Origin of the sequence: Pseudomonas nitroreducens (assembly GCF_010994165.1) — a bacterium.
Taxonomy (GTDB): domain Bacteria; phylum Pseudomonadota; class Gammaproteobacteria; order Pseudomonadales; family Pseudomonadaceae; genus Pseudomonas; species Pseudomonas nitroreducens.
This window is the reverse complement of sequence record NZ_WMBX01000003.1, coordinates 484,191-503,914: the sequence shown is the minus strand read 5'-3', so window position 1 is coordinate 503,914 and position 19,724 is coordinate 484,191. Positions and strand designations below refer to the sequence as shown.

Annotated in this window: 16 protein-coding genes; 5 read left to right on the top strand and 11 right to left on the bottom strand. The window is 65.9% G+C overall.

Annotated features, from left to right (window positions below; translation table 11 throughout):
- Positions 1-146: 146 nt before the first annotated feature.
- The 5 genes from rng to mreB form a co-directional block, all read right to left on the bottom strand.
- The gene (gene rng, locus GJV37_RS15640) at positions 147-1,604 is read right to left on the bottom strand and encodes a ribonuclease G (RefSeq protein ID WP_170859513.1); all 1,458 of its coding nucleotides are present in this window, start codon (positions 1,602-1,604) and stop codon (positions 147-149) included.
- A gap of 47 nt (positions 1,605-1,651) precedes the next feature.
- Positions 1,652-2,236, bottom strand: coding sequence for a Maf family protein (locus tag GJV37_RS15635; RefSeq protein ID WP_024766557.1), 585 nt, complete (start codon positions 2,234-2,236; stop codon positions 1,652-1,654).
- A gap of 60 nt (positions 2,237-2,296) precedes the next feature.
- A complete protein-coding gene (gene mreD, locus GJV37_RS15630) occupies positions 2,297-2,785 on the bottom strand; it encodes a rod shape-determining protein MreD (protein ID WP_024766558.1) in 489 nt (162 codons plus the stop codon).
- Positions 2,785-3,834: a rod shape-determining protein MreC gene (gene mreC / locus GJV37_RS15625; protein ID WP_170859563.1), complete on the bottom strand. Its 1,050-nt coding sequence runs from the start codon at positions 3,832-3,834 to the stop codon at positions 2,785-2,787. Before mreC ends, mreD begins: the two co-directional genes overlap by 1 nt.
- Positions 3,835-3,927: 93 nt before the next feature.
- A complete protein-coding gene (gene mreB / locus GJV37_RS15620; RefSeq protein ID WP_017518164.1) occupies positions 3,928-4,965 on the bottom strand; it encodes a rod shape-determining protein MreB in 1,038 nt (345 codons plus the stop codon).
- 239 nt (positions 4,966-5,204) lie between these two features.
- On the opposite strand from mreB, the gene gatC reads away from it, so the two are divergent.
- The 5 genes from gatC to GJV37_RS15595 are packed head-to-tail and all read left to right on the top strand — an operon-like array spanning position 5,205 to position 9,265.
- The gene (gene gatC, locus GJV37_RS15615) at positions 5,205-5,492 is read left to right on the top strand and encodes an Asp-tRNA(Asn)/Glu-tRNA(Gln) amidotransferase subunit GatC (RefSeq protein ID WP_015475813.1); all 288 of its coding nucleotides are present in this window, start codon (positions 5,205-5,207) and stop codon (positions 5,490-5,492) included.
- 19 nt (positions 5,493-5,511) lie between these two features.
- Positions 5,512-6,966 carry an Asp-tRNA(Asn)/Glu-tRNA(Gln) amidotransferase subunit GatA gene (gene gatA, locus GJV37_RS15610; protein WP_169888253.1) on the top strand — a complete coding sequence of 485 codons (1,455 nt, stop codon included), beginning with the start codon at positions 5,512-5,514 and terminating at the stop codon, positions 6,964-6,966.
- Positions 6,967-6,980: 14 nt separating this feature from the next.
- Complete coding sequence (gene gatB / locus GJV37_RS15605) at positions 6,981-8,426, top strand: Asp-tRNA(Asn)/Glu-tRNA(Gln) amidotransferase subunit GatB (protein WP_170859514.1); 1,446 nt, start codon at positions 6,981-6,983, stop codon at positions 8,424-8,426.
- 54 nt (positions 8,427-8,480) lie between these two features.
- Positions 8,481-8,864, top strand: coding sequence for a septal ring lytic transglycosylase RlpA family protein (locus tag GJV37_RS15600; protein ID WP_024765927.1), 384 nt, complete (start codon positions 8,481-8,483; stop codon positions 8,862-8,864).
- Positions 8,865-8,923: 59 nt separating this feature from the next.
- Positions 8,924-9,265: a carboxymuconolactone decarboxylase family protein gene (locus GJV37_RS15595; protein WP_054906694.1), complete on the top strand. Its 342-nt coding sequence runs from the start codon at positions 8,924-8,926 to the stop codon at positions 9,263-9,265.
- Between the two features lie 57 nt (positions 9,266-9,322).
- On the opposite strand, the gene GJV37_RS15590 is transcribed toward GJV37_RS15595, so the two are convergent.
- Genes GJV37_RS15590 through GJV37_RS15565 form a run of 6 tightly spaced genes read right to left on the bottom strand, consistent with a single transcriptional unit; the run spans position 9,323 to position 19,554 of the window.
- The gene (locus GJV37_RS15590; RefSeq protein WP_193452720.1) at positions 9,323-10,138 is read right to left on the bottom strand and encodes a YfaP family protein; all 816 of its coding nucleotides are present in this window, start codon (positions 10,136-10,138) and stop codon (positions 9,323-9,325) included.
- A gap of 5 nt (positions 10,139-10,143) precedes the next feature.
- Positions 10,144-11,787, bottom strand: coding sequence for a DUF2300 domain-containing protein (locus GJV37_RS15585; protein ID WP_193452719.1), 1,644 nt, complete (start codon positions 11,785-11,787; stop codon positions 10,144-10,146).
- 3 nt (positions 11,788-11,790) lie between these two features.
- Positions 11,791-16,344, bottom strand: a complete 4,554-nt coding sequence (locus GJV37_RS15580) for an alpha-2-macroglobulin family protein (protein ID WP_193452718.1) — start codon at positions 16,342-16,344, stop codon at positions 11,791-11,793.
- On the bottom strand, positions 16,341-17,006 hold the full coding sequence (locus GJV37_RS15575) for a DUF1175 domain-containing protein (RefSeq protein WP_037007436.1): 666 nt from the start codon (positions 17,004-17,006) through the stop codon (positions 16,341-16,343). Before GJV37_RS15575 ends, GJV37_RS15580 begins: the two co-directional genes overlap by 4 nt.
- Positions 16,970-18,721 carry a DUF2138 domain-containing protein gene (locus GJV37_RS15570; protein ID WP_170859518.1) on the bottom strand — a complete coding sequence of 584 codons (1,752 nt, stop codon included), beginning with the start codon at positions 18,719-18,721 and terminating at the stop codon, positions 16,970-16,972. The genes GJV37_RS15575 and GJV37_RS15570 overlap by 37 nt, the downstream gene beginning before the upstream one ends.
- Positions 18,722-18,759: 38 nt before the next feature.
- Positions 18,760-19,554 carry a YfaP family protein gene (locus GJV37_RS15565; RefSeq protein ID WP_425326838.1) on the bottom strand — a complete coding sequence of 265 codons (795 nt, stop codon included), beginning with the start codon at positions 19,552-19,554 and terminating at the stop codon, positions 18,760-18,762.
- Positions 19,555-19,724 lie beyond the last annotated feature (170 nt).

Genomic DNA, 19,724 nt, shown 5'->3' with positions numbered 1-19,724 from the left:
CCTGTGAGGTGAAGCGAAGGGTCATCGAGCGGCCTCCCAGCCATCCAAGGTCGAACCAGGTCTGACAGTGTGCGTCAGGCAAAGCTCCAAAAAACCCCATGGCAAAGCTGCCGGCCGGCGGATCTCCACGATGTGCGAGCCGCCGCTCAAAGCAGGACCACGTCGTACTGCTCCTGGGAATACATGGCCTCGACCTGGAACTTGATCGGGCGACCAATGAACAGCTCCAGGTCCGCGACGTTGCCCGACTCCTCGTCGAGCAGGCGGTCCACCACTTTCTGGTTGGCCAGCACCAGATAGGAATTGGCCTGGTAGGCCCGCGCTTCACGGAGGATTTCCCGGAATATCTCGTAACAGATGGTCTCGGCAGTCTTCAGCATGCCGCGCCCCTGGCAGCTCGGGCAGGGCTCGCAGAGCACCTGCACCAGGCTTTCGCGGGTGCGCTTGCGGGTCATCTGCACCAGGCCCAGCTCGGTGATGCCGATGATGTTGGTCTTGGCATGATCACGTTCGAGCTGCTTCTCCAGGGTCCGCAGGACCTGGCGGCGGTGCTCCTCGTCTTCCATGTCGATGAAATCGATGATGATGATCCCGCCCAGGTTGCGCAGGCGCAGCTGGCGGGCGATGGCGGTCGCCGCCTCGAGGTTGGTCTTGAAGATGGTCTCTTCGAGATTGCGGTGGCCGACGAAGGCGCCGGTGTTCACATCGATGGTGGTCATCGCCTCGGTCGGGTCGATGATCAGGTAGCCGCCGGACTTGAGCAGCACCTTGCGCTCCAGCGCCTTCTGCACCTCGTCCTCGACCCCGTAGAGGTCGAAGATCGGCCGCTCGCCCGGGTAGTGCTCCAGGCGGTCGGCGATTTCCGGCATCAGCTCTTCGACGAACTGCGTGATCTTCTGGAAGTTCTCCCGGGAATCGACGCGAATCTTCTCGATGCGCGGGTTCACCAGGTCGCGCAGGGTGCGCAGGGCCAGGGAGAGGTCTTCGTAGATCATCGTCGGCGCGCCGACAGTCTGGATCTGCGCGTCGATCTGGTCCCAGAGGCGGCGCAGGTAGCGGATATCGGCGAGGATCTCGTCCTCGCCGGCGCCTTCGGCAGCGGTGCGCAGGATAAACCCACCTCGCTCGACGATGCCCTCGGCCTCGACGCACTTGGCGACCACCTGCTTTAGGCGCTCGCGCTCGTGTTCGTCCTCGATCTTCAGGGAAATCCCGACATGACTGGTGCGCGGCATGTAGACCAGGTAGCGCGAAGGGATCGACAGGTGCGTGGTCAGCCGTGCGCCCTTGGTGCCGATGGGGTCCTTGGTGACCTGCACCACCAGGCTCTGCCCTTCGTGGACCAGCGCGCCGATGCTCTCCACCGCACTGCCCTCGCGGTTGGATATCTCCGCGGCGTGGATGAAGGCAGCGCGCTCCAGGCCGACGTCGACGAAGGCCGCCTGCATGCCCGGCAGCACCCGTACGACCTTGCCCTTGTAGATGTTGCCGACGATCCCGCGGCGCAGCGTGCGCTCGACATGGACCTCCTGCAGGACGCCGTTCTCCACCACCGCCACGCGCGATTCCATCGGCGTGATATTGATCAGGATTTCTTCGCTCATGCGCCCTTCCTTATCGCGCCCGGAGTCGTGCCAGCGCTACTTCGTGATCAAGACTGCCAGCTAGGGATGGAGAAGTCAGCCAGCAATGCCGCAGTTTCACACAGGGGCAGGCCGACCACGGCGCTGTAGCTGCCCTCGACGCGGCTGACGAAGACTGCCGCGAGCCCCTGGATAGCATAGCCACCCGCCTTGTCCTGCGGCTCGCCGGTTTCCCAGTAACGCTCGGCCTCCTCGGCGGAAATCTCGCGGAAGGTCACGCGACTGCTGACCACGCGTGCTTCGCAGCGGTCGCGATCGGCCACCGCCACGGCAGTCAGCACCTCATGCTCGCGGCCGGACAGGGCCTGAAGCGTCGCCAGGGCGTCGTCGCGGTCCAGCGGCTTGCCGAGGATGCGACCATCCAGCACCACGGCGGTATCGGCACCGAGCACGCAGACATCGGCGCGCTGGGCGAGGAAGTTCAGCCCGGCCAGGGCCTTGCTGCGCGCCAGGCGCTCGACATAGGCATGCGCCGACTCGCCGGACTCGGGCGTTTCGTCAATCGACGCAGGCACTATGTGGAATGGCAAGCCAATCTGGGTGAGCAGCTCGCGGCGGCGCGGCGAACTGGAGGCGAGGTACAGCTGGGCCATCAGGGACTCCGAAGCGGGCCCGCTCAATGCCGGCCCGGCGATTCCCCCGCAAGGGGGCGATCAATTGATGTTCAGGCGCAACCGCAGGGCCCGCAGCAATGTATAGACCCAGGGCCAGAGCAAGGCGCTGACCAGCGCCGGCAGCAGGAACACCAGGGTCGGCGGGCGATTGCCGGTCAGGGCGCTGATCCACAGCTGGACCAGCTGGGCGAGACCGAAGACCACCAGCAACACCAGGCACTGCTGCCAGATGGGGAACATACGCAGGCGCTGGTGCAGCGACAGCACCAGGCAGATGATCAGGCTCAGGATCAGGGCGTTCTGCCCCAGCAGGCTGCCGTAGAGCACGTCTTCGGCAACGCCCAGCACCCAGGCAGTCAGCATGCCGACCTTGTGCGGCAGGTAGAGCACCCAGTAGGTGAGGAACATCGCCAGCCACAGCGGGCGGCCGATCTCCATGAAACTGGGCATGGGCGCCACCGACAGCAACAGCGCCAGGAGCAGGGTGAGCCAGATGGCCCAGCCATTGTTCGAGCCCTGACCCGCCATCAGCGCCGGGTCCTTGCATCGGGGTGCGACGCCGGCGCACCAGGCGCGGCAGGCGCTGCGCCATTGGCGCCGGCCGGATGGGCAGGCTGTGCGGCGGGAGCGGCAGGCTGCGCACTGTCATGTGGCTGGGCGGCCGGAGCGCCGGGCGCAGGCTGGGCCGGCGCGCCGGACTCGGCCGCCTTGCGGTCGGCTTCAGCCTGGGCTTCGGCGGCATCGGTGGCGCGCTGTTCGGGCGTGCGGCTGTCGCTGAAGACCAGCAGCACATAGCGGCTGCGGTTCATCTTGGCGGTCGGCACGGCACGGATGGTGGCGAAAGGCCCACCGGTGTCGTGGAGTACTTCCTTCACCACCGCCACCGGATAACCGGCCGGGAAGCGCTGCCCCAGGCCGGAACTCACCAGCAGGTCGCCTTCCTTGATGTCGGCGGTATCGGCGACGTAGCGCAGCTCCAGGCGTTCCGGGTTGCCGGTGCCCACGGCGATGGCGCGCAGGCCATTGCGGTTCACCTGCACCGGAATGCTGTGGGTGGTATCGGTCAGCAGCAGGACGCGCGCGGTGTAAGGCATCACCTCGACCACCTGGCCCATCAGGCCGCTGGCATCGAGCACCGGCTGGCCCTGGAACACGCCGTCCTTCTCGCCCTTGTCGATCAGGATGCGCTGGGTGAAGGGGTTCGGGTCGACACCGATCAACTCGCCCACCAGCACCTTGTCGTCGACCAGCGCGGACGAGTTGAGCAACTCGCGCAGGCGCACGTTCTGTTCGGTGAGGGTGGCCAGCTTCTGCAGGCGGCGCTGCATCAGCAGCTGCTCGGCCTTCAGGCGCTCGTTCTCGGCCAGCAGTTCGCTGCGGCTGGTGAACTGGTCGCGCACGCCTTCCCAGGCTCGAACCGGGATGTCGGCGATGCCATAGAAGGGGCTCAGCACGAGGCCCATCTGGCTGCGTACCGGTTTCAGGTAATCAAAGCGGGCATCGACCACCATCAAGGCGACCGACAGGACGGCGAGCACCAGCAGGCGCGCGCCCAGCGAGGGCCCTTTGGAGAATATCGGTTTGATGACCGGCTCCTAGCTGTGCAAGGTCGGTTGAAGATTCACCAGCGTGGGCGAAACGTTAACCGACCTTTACAGAGCTTTCCTACCTTATTCGGTGGAAAGCAGGTCCATCGAATGGCGATCCATCATTTCCAGCGCCTTGCCGCCGCCACGGGCCACGCAGGTCAGCGGGTCTTCGGCAACGATCACCGGCAGGCCGGTTTCCTGGGCCAGGAGCTTGTCCAGGTCGCGCAGCAGCGCGCCACCACCGGTCAGCACCAGGCCACGCTCGGCGATGTCCGAAGCCAGCTCCGGCGGAGACTGTTCCAGGGCGCTCTTCACCGCCTGGACGATGGTCGCCAGGGATTCCTGCAGCGCTTCGAGCACTTCGTTGGAGTTCAGGGTGAAGCTGCGCGGTACGCCTTCGGCCAGGTTGCGGCCACGGACGTCGACTTCGCGGACTTCGCCGCCCGGGAAGGCGGTGCCGATTTCCTGCTTGATGCGCTCGGCGGTGGATTCGCCGATCAGGCTGCCGTAGTTGCGGCGCACGTAGGTGACGATGGCTTCGTCGAAGCGGTCGCCGCCGACGCGGACGGATTCGGCGTAGACCACGCCATTGAGGGAGATCAGGGCGATCTCGGTGGTGCCGCCGCCGATATCGACGACCATCGAACCACGGGCCTCTTCCACCGGCAGGCCGGCACCGATGGCCGCGGCCATCGGCTCTTCGATCAGGTAGACCTCACGGGCGCCAGCGCCCAGGGCCGATTCACGAATCGCGCGGCGTTCCACCTGGGTGGACTTGCACGGCACGCAGATCAGCACGCGAGGGCTGGGCTGCAGGAAGCTGTTCTCGTGAACCTTGTTGATGAAGTACTGCAGCATCTTCTCGCAGACGCTGAAGTCGGCGATCACGCCGTCCTTCATCGGACGAATGGCGGCAATGTTGCCCGGAGTACGGCCCAGCATGCGCTTGGCTTCGGTACCGACGGCAACCACGCTTTTCTGGCTGCCATGGCTACGGATGGCGACCACGGACGGTTCGTTCAGGACGATGCCGCGCTCGCGCACATAAATAAGGGTATTGGCAGTGCCCAGGTCGATCGACAGATCACTGGAGAACATGCCACGCAGTTTTTTAAACATTGGAAAGAAACCCATAGGTGGCGCGTGGGTGAAAAGTGCGCGGGTAAAAAAGTGCGGCAAACTCTAACAATGACGGGGGTTTTGGGCAAGGCGGCAATTTATGCTAGATTCCTCGTTTTTCGGGCCTGCTCGGCCCGTCCCAGCGGCCTTCGACCGTCTGCCGCGGGTTCTGTTCCCCGCCCCCTCATTCCTTCCGGCCAGGTCCAGTTCGAACCGGGCCGCTCTAGCTGGAGATCCCGATGGCGCTTGAACGCTCCGACGTGGAAAAGATCGCCCACCTCGCCCGCCTGGGCCTGGAGGAAGCCGACATTTCGCGTACCACCGACACCCTGAACAACATTCTCGGCCTGATCGACGCCATGCAGGCCGTCGACACCGACGGCGTGGAGCCCCTGGCCCACCCGCTGGAAGCCACGCAGCGCCTGCGTGCCGACGCAGTCACCGAGGAGAACCGCCGCGAAGCCTACCAGGCCATCGCGCCGGCCGTGGAAGACGGCCTTTACCTCGTCCCGAAAGTCATCGAGTAAGCGCTAAGGACACGGACATATGCTGCATCAATTGACCCTCGCCGAAGTCGCCCGCGGACTCGCCGACAAGCAATTCTCTGCCCAGGAACTGGCCACTGCCCTGCTCGCGCGCATCCAGCAGCTCGACCCGCAGCTGAACAGTTTCATCACCGTCACCGAAGAAAGCGCCCTGGCCCAGGCCAAGGCCGCCGACGAGCGGCGTGCCAAAGGTGAAACCGGCGCCCTGCTCGGTGCGCCTATCGCCCACAAGGACCTGTTCTGCACCCAGGGCGTGCGCACCAGCTGCGGCTCGAAGATCCTCGACGCCTTCGTCTCGCCCTACGACGCCACCGTCGTCGAGCGCCTGGCGGATGCCGGCACCGTGAGCCTGGGCAAGCTGAACATGGACGAGTTCGCCATGGGCTCGGCCAACGAATCCAGCCACTACGGCCCGGTGAAGAACCCCTGGGACACCTCCCGCGTGCCGGGCGGCTCCTCCGGCGGCTCCGCCGCCGCGGTGGCCGCGCGCCTGATTCCGGCGGCCACCGGCACCGACACCGGCGGCTCGATTCGCCAGCCGGCTGCGCTGACCAACCTCACCGGCATCAAGCCTACCTATGGACGGGTTTCCCGATGGGGCATGATCGCCTATGCATCCAGCCTCGATCAGGGCGGCCCGCTGGCCCGCACCGCCGAGGACTGCGCACTGATGCTCGGCGCCATGGCAGGCTTCGACCCGAAGGACTCCACCTGCGTCGACCAGCCAGTGGACGACTACCTGGCCGCCCTGGCCAAGCCGCTGACCGGCCTGCGCATCGGCCTGCCGAAGGAATACTTCGGCGCCGGCCTCGACAGCCGCATCGCCGACGCGGTGATGAACGTGGTCGAGCAGCTCAAGCAGCTCGGCGCGGTGGTCAAGGAGATCTCCCTGCCGAACATGCAGCACGCGATCCCTGCCTATTATGTGATCGCGCCCGCAGAAGCCAGCTCCAACCTGTCGCGCTTCGACGGCGTGCGCTACGGCTATCGCTGCGAAAACCCGAAGGACCTGCAGGACCTGTACAAGCGCTCCCGCGCCGAAGGCTTCGGCGCCGAGGTGAAGAACCGCATCATGGTCGGCACCTACGCGCTTTCCGCTGGTTACTACGACGCGTATTACCTGAAAGCTCAGAAAATTCGCCGCCTGATCAAGAACGATTTCACCAGTGCCTTCGCCGAAGTCGACGTGATCCTTGGCCCGACCACGCCGAACCCGGCCTGGAAACTGGGCGAGAAGAACAACGATCCGGTCGCCCAGTACCTGGAAGACATCTACACCATCACCGCCAACCTCGCCGGCATTCCGGGCCTGTCCATGCCTGCCGGCTTCGTCGATGGCCTGCCGGTGGGTGTCCAGTTGCTCGCGCCGTACTTCCAGGAAGGCCGCCTGCTCAACGTCGCGCACCAGTACCAACTGGTCACCGACTGGCACACACAAGCACCGGCTGGGTTCTGAGGAAGGATTACGATATGCAATGGGAAACCGTGATCGGGCTGGAAATCCACGCACAGCTCTCCACCCAATCGAAAATATTCTCCGGTAGCGCCACCACCTTCGGCGCCGCCCCGAACACCCAGGCCAGCCTGATCGACCTGGCGATGCCCGGCACCCTGCCGGTGCTGAACCAGGAAGCCGTGCGCATGGCCTGCCAGTTCGGCCTGGCGATCAACGCCGAGATTGCCGAGCGCAACGTCTTCGCCCGGAAGAACTACTTCTACCCGGACCTGCCCAAGGGCTACCAGACCAGCCAGATGGACCACCCCATCGTCGGCAAGGGCCACCTGGACATCACCCTGGAAGACGGCACCGTCAAGCGCGTCGGCATCACCCGCGCACACCTGGAAGAGGACGCCGGCAAGAGCCTGCACGAAGACTTCCACGGCATGAGCGGCATCGACCTGAACCGCGCCGGCACTCCGCTGCTGGAGATCGTCTCCGAACCGGAAATGCGCAGCGCCAAGGAAGCCGTGGCCTACGCCAAGGCGATCCACGCACTGGTGCGCTATCTGGGCATCTGCGACGGCAACATGGCCGAAGGTTCGCTGCGCTGCGACTGCAACGTGTCGGTACGCCCGAAAGGTCAGGCCGAGTTCGGCACCCGCCGCGAGATCAAGAACGTCAACTCGTTCAAGTTCATCGAGCGCGCCATCAACACCGAGATTGCCTGGCAGATCGACGAGCTGGAATCCGGCCGCAAGATCGTCCAGGAAACCGTCCTGTACGACGTGGCAGCCAACGAAACGCGCTCCATGCGCAGCAAGGAAGAAGCCAACGACTACCGTTACTTCCCCTGCCCGGACCTGCTGCCGGTAGTGATCGAGCGCGCCTTCCTCGACAACCTGCGCGCCCACCTGCCGGAACTGCCGGACCAGAAGCGCGAGCGTTTCGAGAGCCAGTATGGCCTGTCCGCCTATGACGCCAGCGTGCTGTCCGCCAGCCGCGAGATGGCCGACTACTTCGAGAAGGTCCAGACCATCTGCGGCGACGCCAAGCTGGCCGCCAACTGGGTGATGGGTGAGCTCTCCAGCCTGCTCAACAAGGACGGCCTGGAGATCGAGCAGTCCCCGGTCTCCGCCGAGCACCTGGGCCAGATGATCCTGCGCCTGAAGGACGGCACCATCAACGGCAAGGCCGCGAAGACCGTATTCGCCGCCATGGCCGAAGGTGAGGGCTCGCCGGACGAGATCATCAAGGCCAAGGACCTGGTGCAGAACACCGACAGCGGCGCCGTCGAGAAGCTGCTGGACGACGTGCTGGCAGCCAACGCCGAGCAGGTCGAACAGTACCGCGCCAGCGACGAAGCCAAGCGCGGCAAGATGTTCGGCTTCTTCGTCGGCCAGGCCATGAAAGCCGCCAAGGGCAAGGCCAACCCGGCGCAAGTGAACGAACTGCTGAAGAAGAAGCTCGAAGCCTGAGCCCACACTTCAACGACGCCGGGCTTGCCCGGCGTTTTTTCGTCCGGAGGTTCGATGCTGCGACCCATGGCCCTCGTCGGCTGCCTGGCCCTGCTGGCCGGCTGTAGCACCACGTCTTACGACAGCGACTCGGAAGTCTCCGGCCGCGGCTACCGCGCCGAAGGCACCGCGTCCTATTACGGCAAGGCCCACCATGGCAAGCGCACCGCCAGTGGCGAACGCTTCAACCAGAACGCCCTGACTGCCGCGCACCGCACGCTCGCCTTCGGTACGCGGGTGAAAGTCACCAACCTCGACAACGGCCGCAGCGTCGTGGTGCGCATCAACGACCGCGGGCCATTCGGCCGCGGGCGCATCATCGATGTGTCGAAAGCCGCCGCCGAACAACTCAATATGCTGCGCTCCGGTACCGCCCGGGTGCGCCTGGAAGGTCTCTGAAGGAGCCAGAAGTGAGCAACGACAACCGCAAGGCCGGCGAGCAGGTTCGCCGCGAAGTGATGGGCGACGTCTTCGTCGATCGTGCCCTGGGCAATGCCACCGAGTTCACCCAGCCGCTGCAGGACTTCGTCAACGAGCACGCCTGGGGCGGTGTCTGGAACCGCGAAGGCCTGCCGCGCAAGACCCGCAGCCTGATCACCCTGGCCGCGCTGACCGCGCTGAAGTGCCCGCAGGAACTCAAAGGCCACGTGCGCGGCGCGTTGAACAACGGCTGCACCGTGGAAGAGATTCGCGAAGCGCTGCTGCACTGCGCGGTGTACGCCGGCGTCCCGGCGGCCATCGACGCCTTCCGCGCGGCGCAGGAAGTAATCGACGCCTGGCAGGCCGATCAGAAGGCCTGACCGTAACAACTGTAGGAGCGAGCTGGCTCGCGAATGGATCCGCTAGCAAGCAGGGCATTACGGGTAACTGAACCGCTTCACCAGCGTCAGCTCACCGGGCTGGCGCATCGGGATCAGGAAGGACTCCTGCTTCTCGTTCACCGTGCCCTCCTCCGTGACGATGGTCACCTGCGCCGTGGTCAGCGGCTTGGCCGCGTTCACGTCGCCGGAGCTCTCGTCCGAGCTCCAGCCACCGCCGTAGTAATTCACGTAGACCAGATACTGCCCCTTGAGCGGCGTCGGGCTGGCGATGATTTCCGGGCCGTAGCCGGTGGTCACGTCGACGTCCTGGGCCGCGCCGTTGGGCAGTGAGCGATTGCCGTACCAGACATGCCCGCCATCGGGCGTCAGCAGGTGCAGGTCGAGGTCGGTGTTGTCCGAGTCCCACGACAGCATGACCCGCAGCTTGGCCGCCACCTCGCCGCCGCCACCGCCGTGGTAGAACTGCACGCGCTTGTGCTGCTGGCCGTCCGGACTGATGACCTCGACACTGTTGGAGCCCGCGGGGAAAGCGAAGGGACGGTCAAACCTGCCATCGTTTTCGACCCGCATCGGCATGGCCACGCCGTTGACCACCAGGCGCGCCGGCTCCTTGCTGTCCTTGGGCAACCCACGGATTTCGCCACGGATGCGCGCGGTATCGGACTGGTCTTCCCGCGAATTCACCGACGCCGCCGGGTAGTTCACCGTCTGCCGGAAGTCGGCCTTGTCGCCGTCGCCCGCGCGCCAGCCGCCCAGCGGAGTATCCAGGCGGATCGGCGATTCGGCGGCCTGCACGCCCAGCGGTATCAGGCTGGCGAGCAGAGACAGGCGGAGCGCATAGGCAAGTTTCATGTCGATCATTCCAGTATCAGGCGACGGGCCAGGCTTTCCACGTAGCCCTCGTCTTGTCCATTGGGGTGCGCCTGGAATGCCAGGTGCAGGTATTCGTGAGCCAGGTCGAGGCGGTCCTGCTGGGAATACAGGCCACGCACGAAGATGCGCTGGCGTTCGCGGTCGACGTAGGGTCGGCCGCTGCTCAGTCGGCACACGGCGAAGGACTGCAATTCTTCATAACCCGCCTCTGCTTCCAGCCGCGTCCGCCAGTTGCGGCGCTGTGCCTGCAGCCAGCGCTCGGCCTCCGGCAGGGGCTGGCAGGCAGCGGTCGGGTTGCTCCAGCGGCTCAGGCTGGTGCGCGGGAAAGCGCGGGCGAGAATGGCGTCGTAGCGCAGGCCCTTGGCGGCCTGCTCCTGGGCGTCGCGCCAGGAGAGTTTCGACTGCCCCGCCTCGTCCGAATGATAGGTTACGGTGCCACCAGCCAATACCAGATCGGCGGTCCAGGCGGCGATGCCCCGCGCCGCCTCGCTGGCAGGGCGCGGCGCCACGCGCTGGCGTTGACTGCTGTCGTCGATGCTCAGACAGTCACCGCGCGGAGCGCCGTTCTGCAACAGGTAAGTCCGGATGGTCACGGCCAACGCCTTGGCGGCTTCCGGCGGCGTGGCCGACGCCTCACGATCCAGCACTCGTGCAACGTATTCCTCGCGGGAAAGGCGGGCAGTCAGGCGCGGCCCCTGGGGGCCGCGCTCCAGGAACAGATCACCGTTGCTGCCCACGTCGAGGCGAACCCCGTTGGCGAACAGTACGCTCTGCCGGCCTGCCAGCAAGCCCTCGGCAGCCGGTTGATTGCGCGCGTCGTAGACCTCCTTCAGTGGATAGCGACTGAACAGGCTGACCTCCACGCAGCGTCCCGGATCATGCGGCCAGGGCGCCGGCAGTGCAGCGCCGATGGCATTGCCGTACTTCGCCAGCACCGTCTTGCTGGTGCCCGGTCCGCGCGCCCAGAGCGGCGTACCGTCCACCAGCCAACCGGCAAAGCCGCCTTCGCGCTTGCCATTTTCATCCCAGCTCCAGGTCTTCACCCGCAGACGTCCACCCAGTGCGGCCGGGGCACGCCCCTCATCGGCAGCGAGGCTGACGTCCAGCAGCACCTTTTGCGCCTGTTCCTGGGCGGGCAGGTGTTGTAGTTGATCGAGCAGCTCGGCGACCGGCACTTCGGTTTGCGCTGCCAACTTGTCCAGCTGGGCGATCCAGCCCGGCGCATGGCGCGCCTGCCAGTACTGCTGCCAGACCGCGCCGTCGATACCCAACCGCTGCGGCTCGAAGTACAGGCCACAGGACTTCACCAGCGCGGCGTCACGTTCGATGCTCTGCCCGGCCGTGCAGCAATAGACTTCTTCCTTGCTCTCGCCACGGCACTGATAGGCCGGCTCCTGCTGGCCGGTGTCGTTCAGCCAGGCATAGACGAACAGCTTCCACAGGCTGCCCAGCGGCGCCTTCAGCTCAGCCGGCAAGGGCTGGCGATCCAGTACCTGCTGCGGCCCGAGGCGCAACAGCTCATCGCCCTTCGCGCTGCGCCAGGCCAACTGCGCCTGCTCTTGCGAGCCGGGCGCCGCAAGGGCGCTCAGCGGCAACAGCAGGATCAGCCCGGCAAGGCGTGCGCGCATGGATTACTGGACCTTGATCTTCGCCAGGGCCGGCTGCTGCTCCAGCGCCTGTTCCTGCGGCGCATAGAGGCGCTGGTAGCGCGCCGGCGGCAGGACGAACTCGCCCTTCTGCGAGAAGCGGACCAGATGACGGAAGCGCAACTCGCCGCCCAGGGTATCCACCGGCACGCCGTAGAACAGGTCGCCCGGCTCGTTGCGCGCGCGCTCCAGGCTGGTCGCCTCGACGCCGCCCAGGCCGCTGATCTGCAGGCCCCAGGTGGTGCGCTCGACATCCGCACCCGGCGGCAGCGGCACTTCCAGCATGCCGTAGCGCAGGGCCTGCGCCTGATCGGTGGTGAGGGTCACTTCGTCCAGGTACAGCTCGTCGCTGGACAACGGTTTGTCACCCAGCTCCTCGGCCTTGAAGGCGAAGGCGTCTTCGCCCGGAACCAGGCGCAGCAGGCGCCGCTTGATGGTCACCGGCAACTGGCTGGCCGGCGCTTCGGCGCTGCGGAAGGTCACCGAAGCATTGAGCGGACGCGACGGCGCGGCGCTCAGGTCCAGCTGCACTGGCACCTCCTTGCCCTGCCATTGCCAGAAGGCGTCACCCGTGGTGCTGTGGCTTTCCTTCCAGTCCGCCACCGGCTTGGGCAACTCGGCGGCCGGGGCTTCGGCTACGGCGCGCTGCATCCAGGTCAGCGCCAGGGCGCGTTCGACGGTGGACTGCTGCGGCGCCAGGCTCAGCAGCAGTGCGCGAGCACGGCTGGCGTCCACACTACCGCTGTAGAGCTGCACGGCGCGGGCGAACGGCTGGTCACTGGTGTTCAGCTTCAGGCGTGCACCGTCCAGTTGCTTGGCGAAGCCTTGCGGCAGCGCGACCTTGTTCTGCTCGGCCAGGCTGGCGGTCAGCACGCGAGCCACCGCCAGCCCCAGCTCGGAGTCCGGTTGGCTCATGACCAGGCTGTCGTCGCTGTCGACGTCGTTCACCGACTTCGCTGCCTCGCCGTTGCCGGCGTTTTCCAGGTCGGTGAGCAGGCCGCTGACCAGCGTCTGTACCGGCAGTTGCATGTCGCGGGCGAAGGCCAGGATCAGTGCACGCTGCAGCAGCGGCGTGGCGCTGGCACGCGCGGAGTAGAGTTCCAGCACGCGCTGCCAGTGGTCCGGCGGCAGCTGGATTTCCAGTGCGCGGCTGGCATGCCAGTCGGCGTAATAGGCATACGCCGTGAGGAAGGCGTCGTTGTCTTCGCCGCCCCACCAGGTGAAGTAGGCATCCGGGCCAGCCATCTGCACCAGGCGCAGGCGGCTGGTCTGCATGATCAGGCGCAGGCGGTCACGCACCCGCGGCTCGCTATTGGCCAGCATCGGGTAGGCGACGCTCAGCGGCAGCAGTTGGCTGGCAGTCTGCTCGACGCCACCCCACGGATAGTCGAGCAGCGAATCCAGATTGCCACGCAGCAAGGCTTGGGCGCTGTCATCCAGGCGCAACCTCACATCGCGGGCATCCGCCGGAAGCTGCAGCGGCGTGTTCTGCGCATTGACCTGCAACGGCTTGGACTGCAATACCTGCCAGCTATCGGCGACCAGGCTGAAGTGCACGCCGAGACTGTCGCGAACCTGACCGTCCTGGCGCAGTTCCACGCTCCAGTCGCCGTCGCTGAGCGGCTGCTTCGGCAGGGCGATGTAGTTGACGCCGCGCTTGAGCTCCAGCGCCTGGGTCTGCTCCTCGCCATTGGCGCGGATCAGCAGTTCGGCCTTGGTGTCCTGCTCGCCCTGGTTGAAGACGAACAGCCCGAGGTCCGGCGCATCGCCGCTGCGGAAGCGTTTCGGGCCGCTCCACTTCAGGTACAGCGGTTTCTCCGAGCGGATGAACTGCTTCTTCTGGCCAACCTGGCCTTCGTCATCCATGGCGCGGGCAGTGATGCGCCAGCGGGTCAGGGAATCCGGCATGCGGAACTTGAACTGCGCCTTGCCGTTGGCATCGGTAACCAGCTCGGGTTCCCAGGCGGCGGTGTCCACTTCCTCACGGCGCGGGCGCTCCAGCACCTTCACGCCACGCTCGCTGCGGTTGGCGCGGCCGGGCGCGCTGGGCGTGCCCGGCAAGGCGACGTCGTAGCTGATGAACGACAGGCTGGCGCTGGTGCGCACGTTATTGCGGCGCGGGTGGTAGAAGAACTGGTCGATGCCCGGCGCGATCTCCGGCTGCAGCGCGTAGATCATCTCGTCCACCACGCTCACGGTGAGGTGGCTGGAGACGGGCTTGCCGGCGTAGGTGGTGTCGAGATTGACGGTGACCGTCTCGCCCGGCTCGTAGCGTTCCTTGTCGGTGCTGACGGCGATTTCCACCTGCGGCACGGCGACCTTGATGCCGGCGTTCTGGAAGCTGTAGTCGCCGCTGCGGGTGTAGAGCACGGAGAAGGTCAGGTTCGGCGAGAACTCCGGCTTCACCGGGATGCGCGCGCGGTACTGGGTCGGGTTGAGCTTCTCCAGCTTCAGCCAGTCGCCGCCCTTGGACAGCAGTGCGGTGGCCTCGACCTTGTCACGCTCCAGCGACAGCAGCGCGTCATCCACCGGCTCGGGGAAGGTGATCAGCGCCAGCGCCTCGTCACCGGCCTTGTACTCGGCCTTGTCGAGGACGATTTCCACGGTGCCCGGCACGGCCTTCACGCCGTCGCCGCTGACCGAGTGGCCGGTGCCGCCGAGCAGTTGGCCGGCCTTGTCGCGCAGTTCGACGCTGTAGGTACCGGGCTTGTCGAAGGTGATGGCGAACTTGCCGTCGGCCACCGCGCCGTCGCCGCTGCTGCGGTCTTCCAGGCGCAGCCAGCGGTAGGCGGTGGGCTGGATCTGGGTCTGCTGTTCTGCGGCGTAGCTGAACTCGACCTTGTCACCGGCAGCGCTGAAGCGCTGCGGCGCGCTCACGCGGTAGCGGGCGGCGCCGCGCTCGATGAGGATTTCCTTGCTGGTCTTCACGCGGTACGCGGCGCCATCGCTGGCGAACACGGTGAGCATGTAGCGGCTGGGCTTCTCCGCCGCCGGCAGGTCCAGCGCCGCGCGGCCCTGGGCGTCGGTGGTGATCTGCGCGCTGGACAGCTCCACGGGGAACTGGCCGAGGTACTGCAGTTCGTTGTCCACCATGGACAACTGCTGGGCGCGCAGGCTCAGCTCCAGGCGCGCGTTGGCCACCGGCTTGCCGTCGGGGTAGAGCAGGATCAGGTTGCCCTTCACAGGCTCGCCGGTCTTGAAGTCCGGCTTGGCGAGGTCGAGGGAAATCTCGAAGTGCGGCTTGATGTACTCGGCAACACGGAAGGCGCTGCTGTAGGTCTGGTCGCGGTAGTCGAAGCGCAGCTCGTAGCCGCCGGCCACGGCGTTGGCCGGCAGCTGGAAGCGGCCGCTGGTGCCGCTCTTGGCGTCGAACTTGAGATCCAGCGTCTGCAGCGTGGTGCCGGCGGCGTCGATCACCGACAGGCGCAGCGGGGCAGCTTGCGGAGCCTGCGATTCGCGGGAGTTCTTGAACTCGCGGCCGACAATCTTCAGCGATACCCAGTCACCCGGACGGTACAGCGGCCGGTCGGTGAAGGCGTAGAGCTTGGTGTCGTAGATTTCGCTGTCGTAATAGAAGTTCTCGGAGACGAAGACACCGCCCTCCTCATCCTCACCGATCACGAAGGAGCGCTCCGGGCTGACGTGTTGCAGGCGCAGCAAGCCATCGGCGTCGCTGCTGCCGCTGCTCATCACGCCCAGGCCGTCAGTCCACAATACCTTGGCGCCGCCCACCGGCGTGCCTTCATGCTTGCGCGCGGTCCAGACCAGCAGCTCGTTGCCGGCGATCTTGCTCACCGCAACGCTGTTGGAGACGAACACCACGGTGGTGGCGCGGTATTTGCCGACCAGCGCCTCGACCAGATAGAGGCCGGGTTTCAACTTGCCCAGCGGCACATAGACGTTACCCGGCGCGACGTTGATGAATTCGCTGGAGGAGCCGGCCAGGGTGACTTCCTTAGGCGGCTGGATCGGCTTGGCGTCCCACAGCGGATAGCGGAACTGGCTGACCATCGGCAGGCCGGGGATCGGCGCGTATTGCGGCTGGGCGTCATACGGCGTCGGGGCGCGCATGGCATTGCCCATCTTCAGCTCGGGCACCACTTCGGTGACCTGCTGGCGCGACTCGTAGGAGAAGGTCCGCTGCATCACCCGACGCGACTTGCGGTACCAGTTGTCCCACAGGTAAGCCAGCGTGTTGGACAGGCCCTCGCCCTTGAACTGCCCCTCGGACAGCACGCGGTGCAGGTTCTTCTGGCGCTTGAGGAAGTCCAGCGGCTGGTCGATGCGGTAGACGCGGATGTCCGCTCCGCCGTATGGCTCCATGCGGTAGCGACGGTAGTCGCGGCCCGGCGCTTCCAGGCGCACTTTAGCCACTTCGTCGGAAGCGAAGCTGGAGTCGGCCAGCAGGAAGAACGACTCGCCGGCCATGGGCGTGTAGTTGCTCGCCGGAACGTCGTCGTCCGCCCGCGCAAGTGTGGGTGCGGCGGCGATCAGGCCGGCGCAGGCCAGGGCTGCGGCAATGCCGCGCAGCGCGTTCATCGGGTCAGGAAGGACAAGCGATAGACGCCGATAAAGTTGGGATTGGATTCGTCGGGTATCCATCGGGTGTCCTTCCAGGTCATGAGTTGTTGCAGGCTGACCGAGCGCATGCCGTTGTCGGTCGCCGTACGAGTGCCGGTGTGATAAGCGATGTCGCGGCCCATCCAGATCATCAGATGCTGGTCATCGCCCTGGTCGAAGAACATCAGGTCGCCGGGGCGCGCCTGGTTGAGGTCGCGGCCAACCAGCTGGCTGTTGTACTGAATGAGTTTGATCGCATTGACATAGGGGCCGGTCTTGCCACCGCCCTGCTGCCAGCTCTGCGCGAGGTTGCGCTGCGCGTCGGTAAGCTCCAGCTCCGGCGGCAGGTAGCGGTTGGACATGCCGTTGGCGCGCAGCCACTTGGCGTCGTGAACCTTCAGCGCCTCGTTGGCAGCGAAGCGCACCAGGCCCGCGCAGTCCTGCTGGTACCAGCGCGGGTTCGGCCCACGGCGCAGTTGTTCCTCGGCGATGCGCACGAACCAGGCGCGGAACACCTGGGTCTGCTGCGCATCCAGTGCCGGCTCAGCCGCATGCGCCAGCGTGGCGACAAGCAGACCGGCGAGCAGTGTGAGGGGTTTGCGGATCACAGCGCCTTCCAGTCCAGCGGCAGCCACTCCCATTCGCCGCTCGGCTCGCTGCCGGCCGGCAGGGTCAAGGCGTAGGAGCCGTTACCGGCGAGGGTCTTCAGGCGTGGCAGGAGCAGCGTATCGGCGGCGTTACGGAACACCGGTTCGAGGTCCTGCGGCAGGCTGTCGAGGGTTTCGCGCTTGAGCAACTCGGACAGCGTCTTGGGCGCCAGGTAGGCCGGCACCAATGCATCCTTGGGCAGCACGTCGGCCAGCGGCGGGTAGCGTTTGGCCAGAGTATTGCGCGCCTTGTCGAGGAGCTTGTCGTCGATGGAGAACAGCAGGGTGTTGCCATCGCGCAGCAGGCTGACACGGAAGAAGCCGTTGCCGCTGACCTGGTCGGGATTCTCCGCCTCGCTGGCCGGGTACTGGCCGAAGCGCGAGCTGACCTGGCGCTGCCAGAGGCGACCATCGCCTTCGGCACGACTTTCCACCTCGAAGGCGCCCGCCTCCACATTGGCTTCGTAGGCGCCGATCATGCTGCCGAACAGCTTGCCCAGTTGATCGTCCAGCTCGGGGCTGGCGGGTGCGTCGAGCTTCACCGCGAGCAGCGGCGAGTGCAGGCGTGACTCCGGGTACCAGCAGAGGCCGGCGGCACCGGAGAGATGCTCGGAGAAGGCGGCGGCCATCTTCTGCTCGGCGCCCAGCTTGACCAGCATGTTGTCGTACAGCCCCGGCGTGACCGGAAGAGCAACGCAGGCGCTGGCTCCCATGGGCATGGCCTGCCAGACGGGGGTGAAATCCAGGTCCGGCTGACGTGCCACCTCATTGAGCGCCAGGTAGCTGTGCCAACCGTCCTTGCCCTGCTCGAAGCGCACACCGGCGAAGGTCGGGATCAAGCGCTGGTAGCCCATGGCGAGCACGCCGGCGCTCAGGGTAATACGCTGCTTCAGCTCGCCGCGCGGCTCCAGGGCGAAGTCCTTGGCGAACAGCGGCTCGCCCTCCAGCGCACTGCCCAGGTCCTTGGCAACTGCCGCATCGGGCTCACCGAGGTTGTCGTAGTCCGGATTGGGGAATAGCATCTTCGGGTTCGACAGCACCAGCATCTGGTCGCCACGGGAGACGAACAGCAAGGTCTTCTCCGCGCCGTAGCGCAGGCTGTAGACCGGCGTGGCGGCGCCTTTCACCTGGATCTCCGAGACCTTCTTCAGCTGGGTATCGTCGGCAGCCACCTTGGCCAGCGGCTCCAGGACCTTGGCCAGGCCACCGCGCTTGAGGACCACCATGAAGTCGCGCAGGCGGCCATCGGCGCCGCGCCACAGGGCGACCTGGGCCGGCTGGTCGAGCAGTTCCTCGATCACGCTGTCCTTCAGCGTCAGGTCGTGCTCGTAGACGATGCGCCGCAGCGTGCCGGTCAGGCCCAGGCGGTCGGCGTTATTCTCGTAGTAGAAGACGAAATCCTCTGTCAGCACGTCGCGCAGCAACGGCACTTCCAGCACCGCTTTGGGCAACTGGCTGAGGGAGGCGCTTTCGATCAACGCGTCCGGGCGCTTGAGGTCGCGCACCACCTCCGGGCTTTCCGGCGCCTCCAGGGTGCCCACCGGTGCCGAGTGGAAGGCGGGGATCAGGCCGAAGGCCAGGGCCAGGCCGCCGGCGACCAGTGCGGCAGCCACCACACCGATGGCGATCAGCGGCCCATGGCGCGGCGCTTGTGCTGCCGGCGGCGTCGGAGTGCTGTCTTGACTGCTGGAGGGCGTATTGTCGCTCATGGATCGCTTGTCCCGTGTCATCCCTGCGAGGGGCGAATTCAGTAATTGAAGGTCTTCACCAGCACCAGATCACCGATGGTGCGCATGGGCACCACGAAGGTCTCGCGCTTCTCGTTGACGGTATTTTCGTTGAACACCAGGTTGATCTCGGCGGTGATCACGTCCTGCTCATGATTGCCTTCCTGGAAGTTGTATCCCTGGCTGGCGCTGTAGTTGCCCCAGTAGTTCACATAGATCAGGTAGGTGCCGTGCAGCGGCGCGGCCATGATGAACATTTCCGGGCCTGGGCCGTCGACCCCGTCGGGGTCCAGGCCCCCGCCGTTGCTCAGGCGAGGGTTGGCCCAGAACGCATGCTGGCCGTCGGGCGTGACGATATGCAGGTCGAGTTCGGCCTTGGGGTCGTTCCAGCCCAGTGCCAGGCGGATGCGCGGCGGGATGCGAGCGTTGTTGGCTTCATAGAACTGCACGCGCTTGAGGGATTTGCCCTGGTCACTGCTGACCGCGACGCTGTTGCTACCGGCGCCGAAGTTGTAGGGGCGCACGAACTTGCCTTCGGCGTCGGTGTAGAGCGGGAGCGGATTGCCGTTGACCACCAGGCGCTGGGCACGATCGACGCCGGAGACTTCGCGCAGGTGCCCTTCGATCAGGCTGCGGCCACGAACACCGCCACGGTCGATGGGAGGCGTGGGATAGGCCACGCGAGGCACGCTGGGGTCATCGGTCAGGCCGGAATAACGCCAGCCGGCAGTGGGGCTGGAAAGGTCCGCACCCGGCGCGGCAGCGACCGTCGCAGCCAGGAGACTGGCTGACAGAACAAAGACGGCACGAACCATCCGACGCGTGAGCTGCATGAACATTCCTTGATCGTGCATAGCGGGGGAGCCAAATGTAACCGGTCTTGTCGACGTGCGGAACGACCTTCGCATGACCGTGCGACGCAGGACGATCTTTCAGAAATTTCCTACAAACCGATTGGCTTTTGGCGTACCCCGATTGGAAGAGT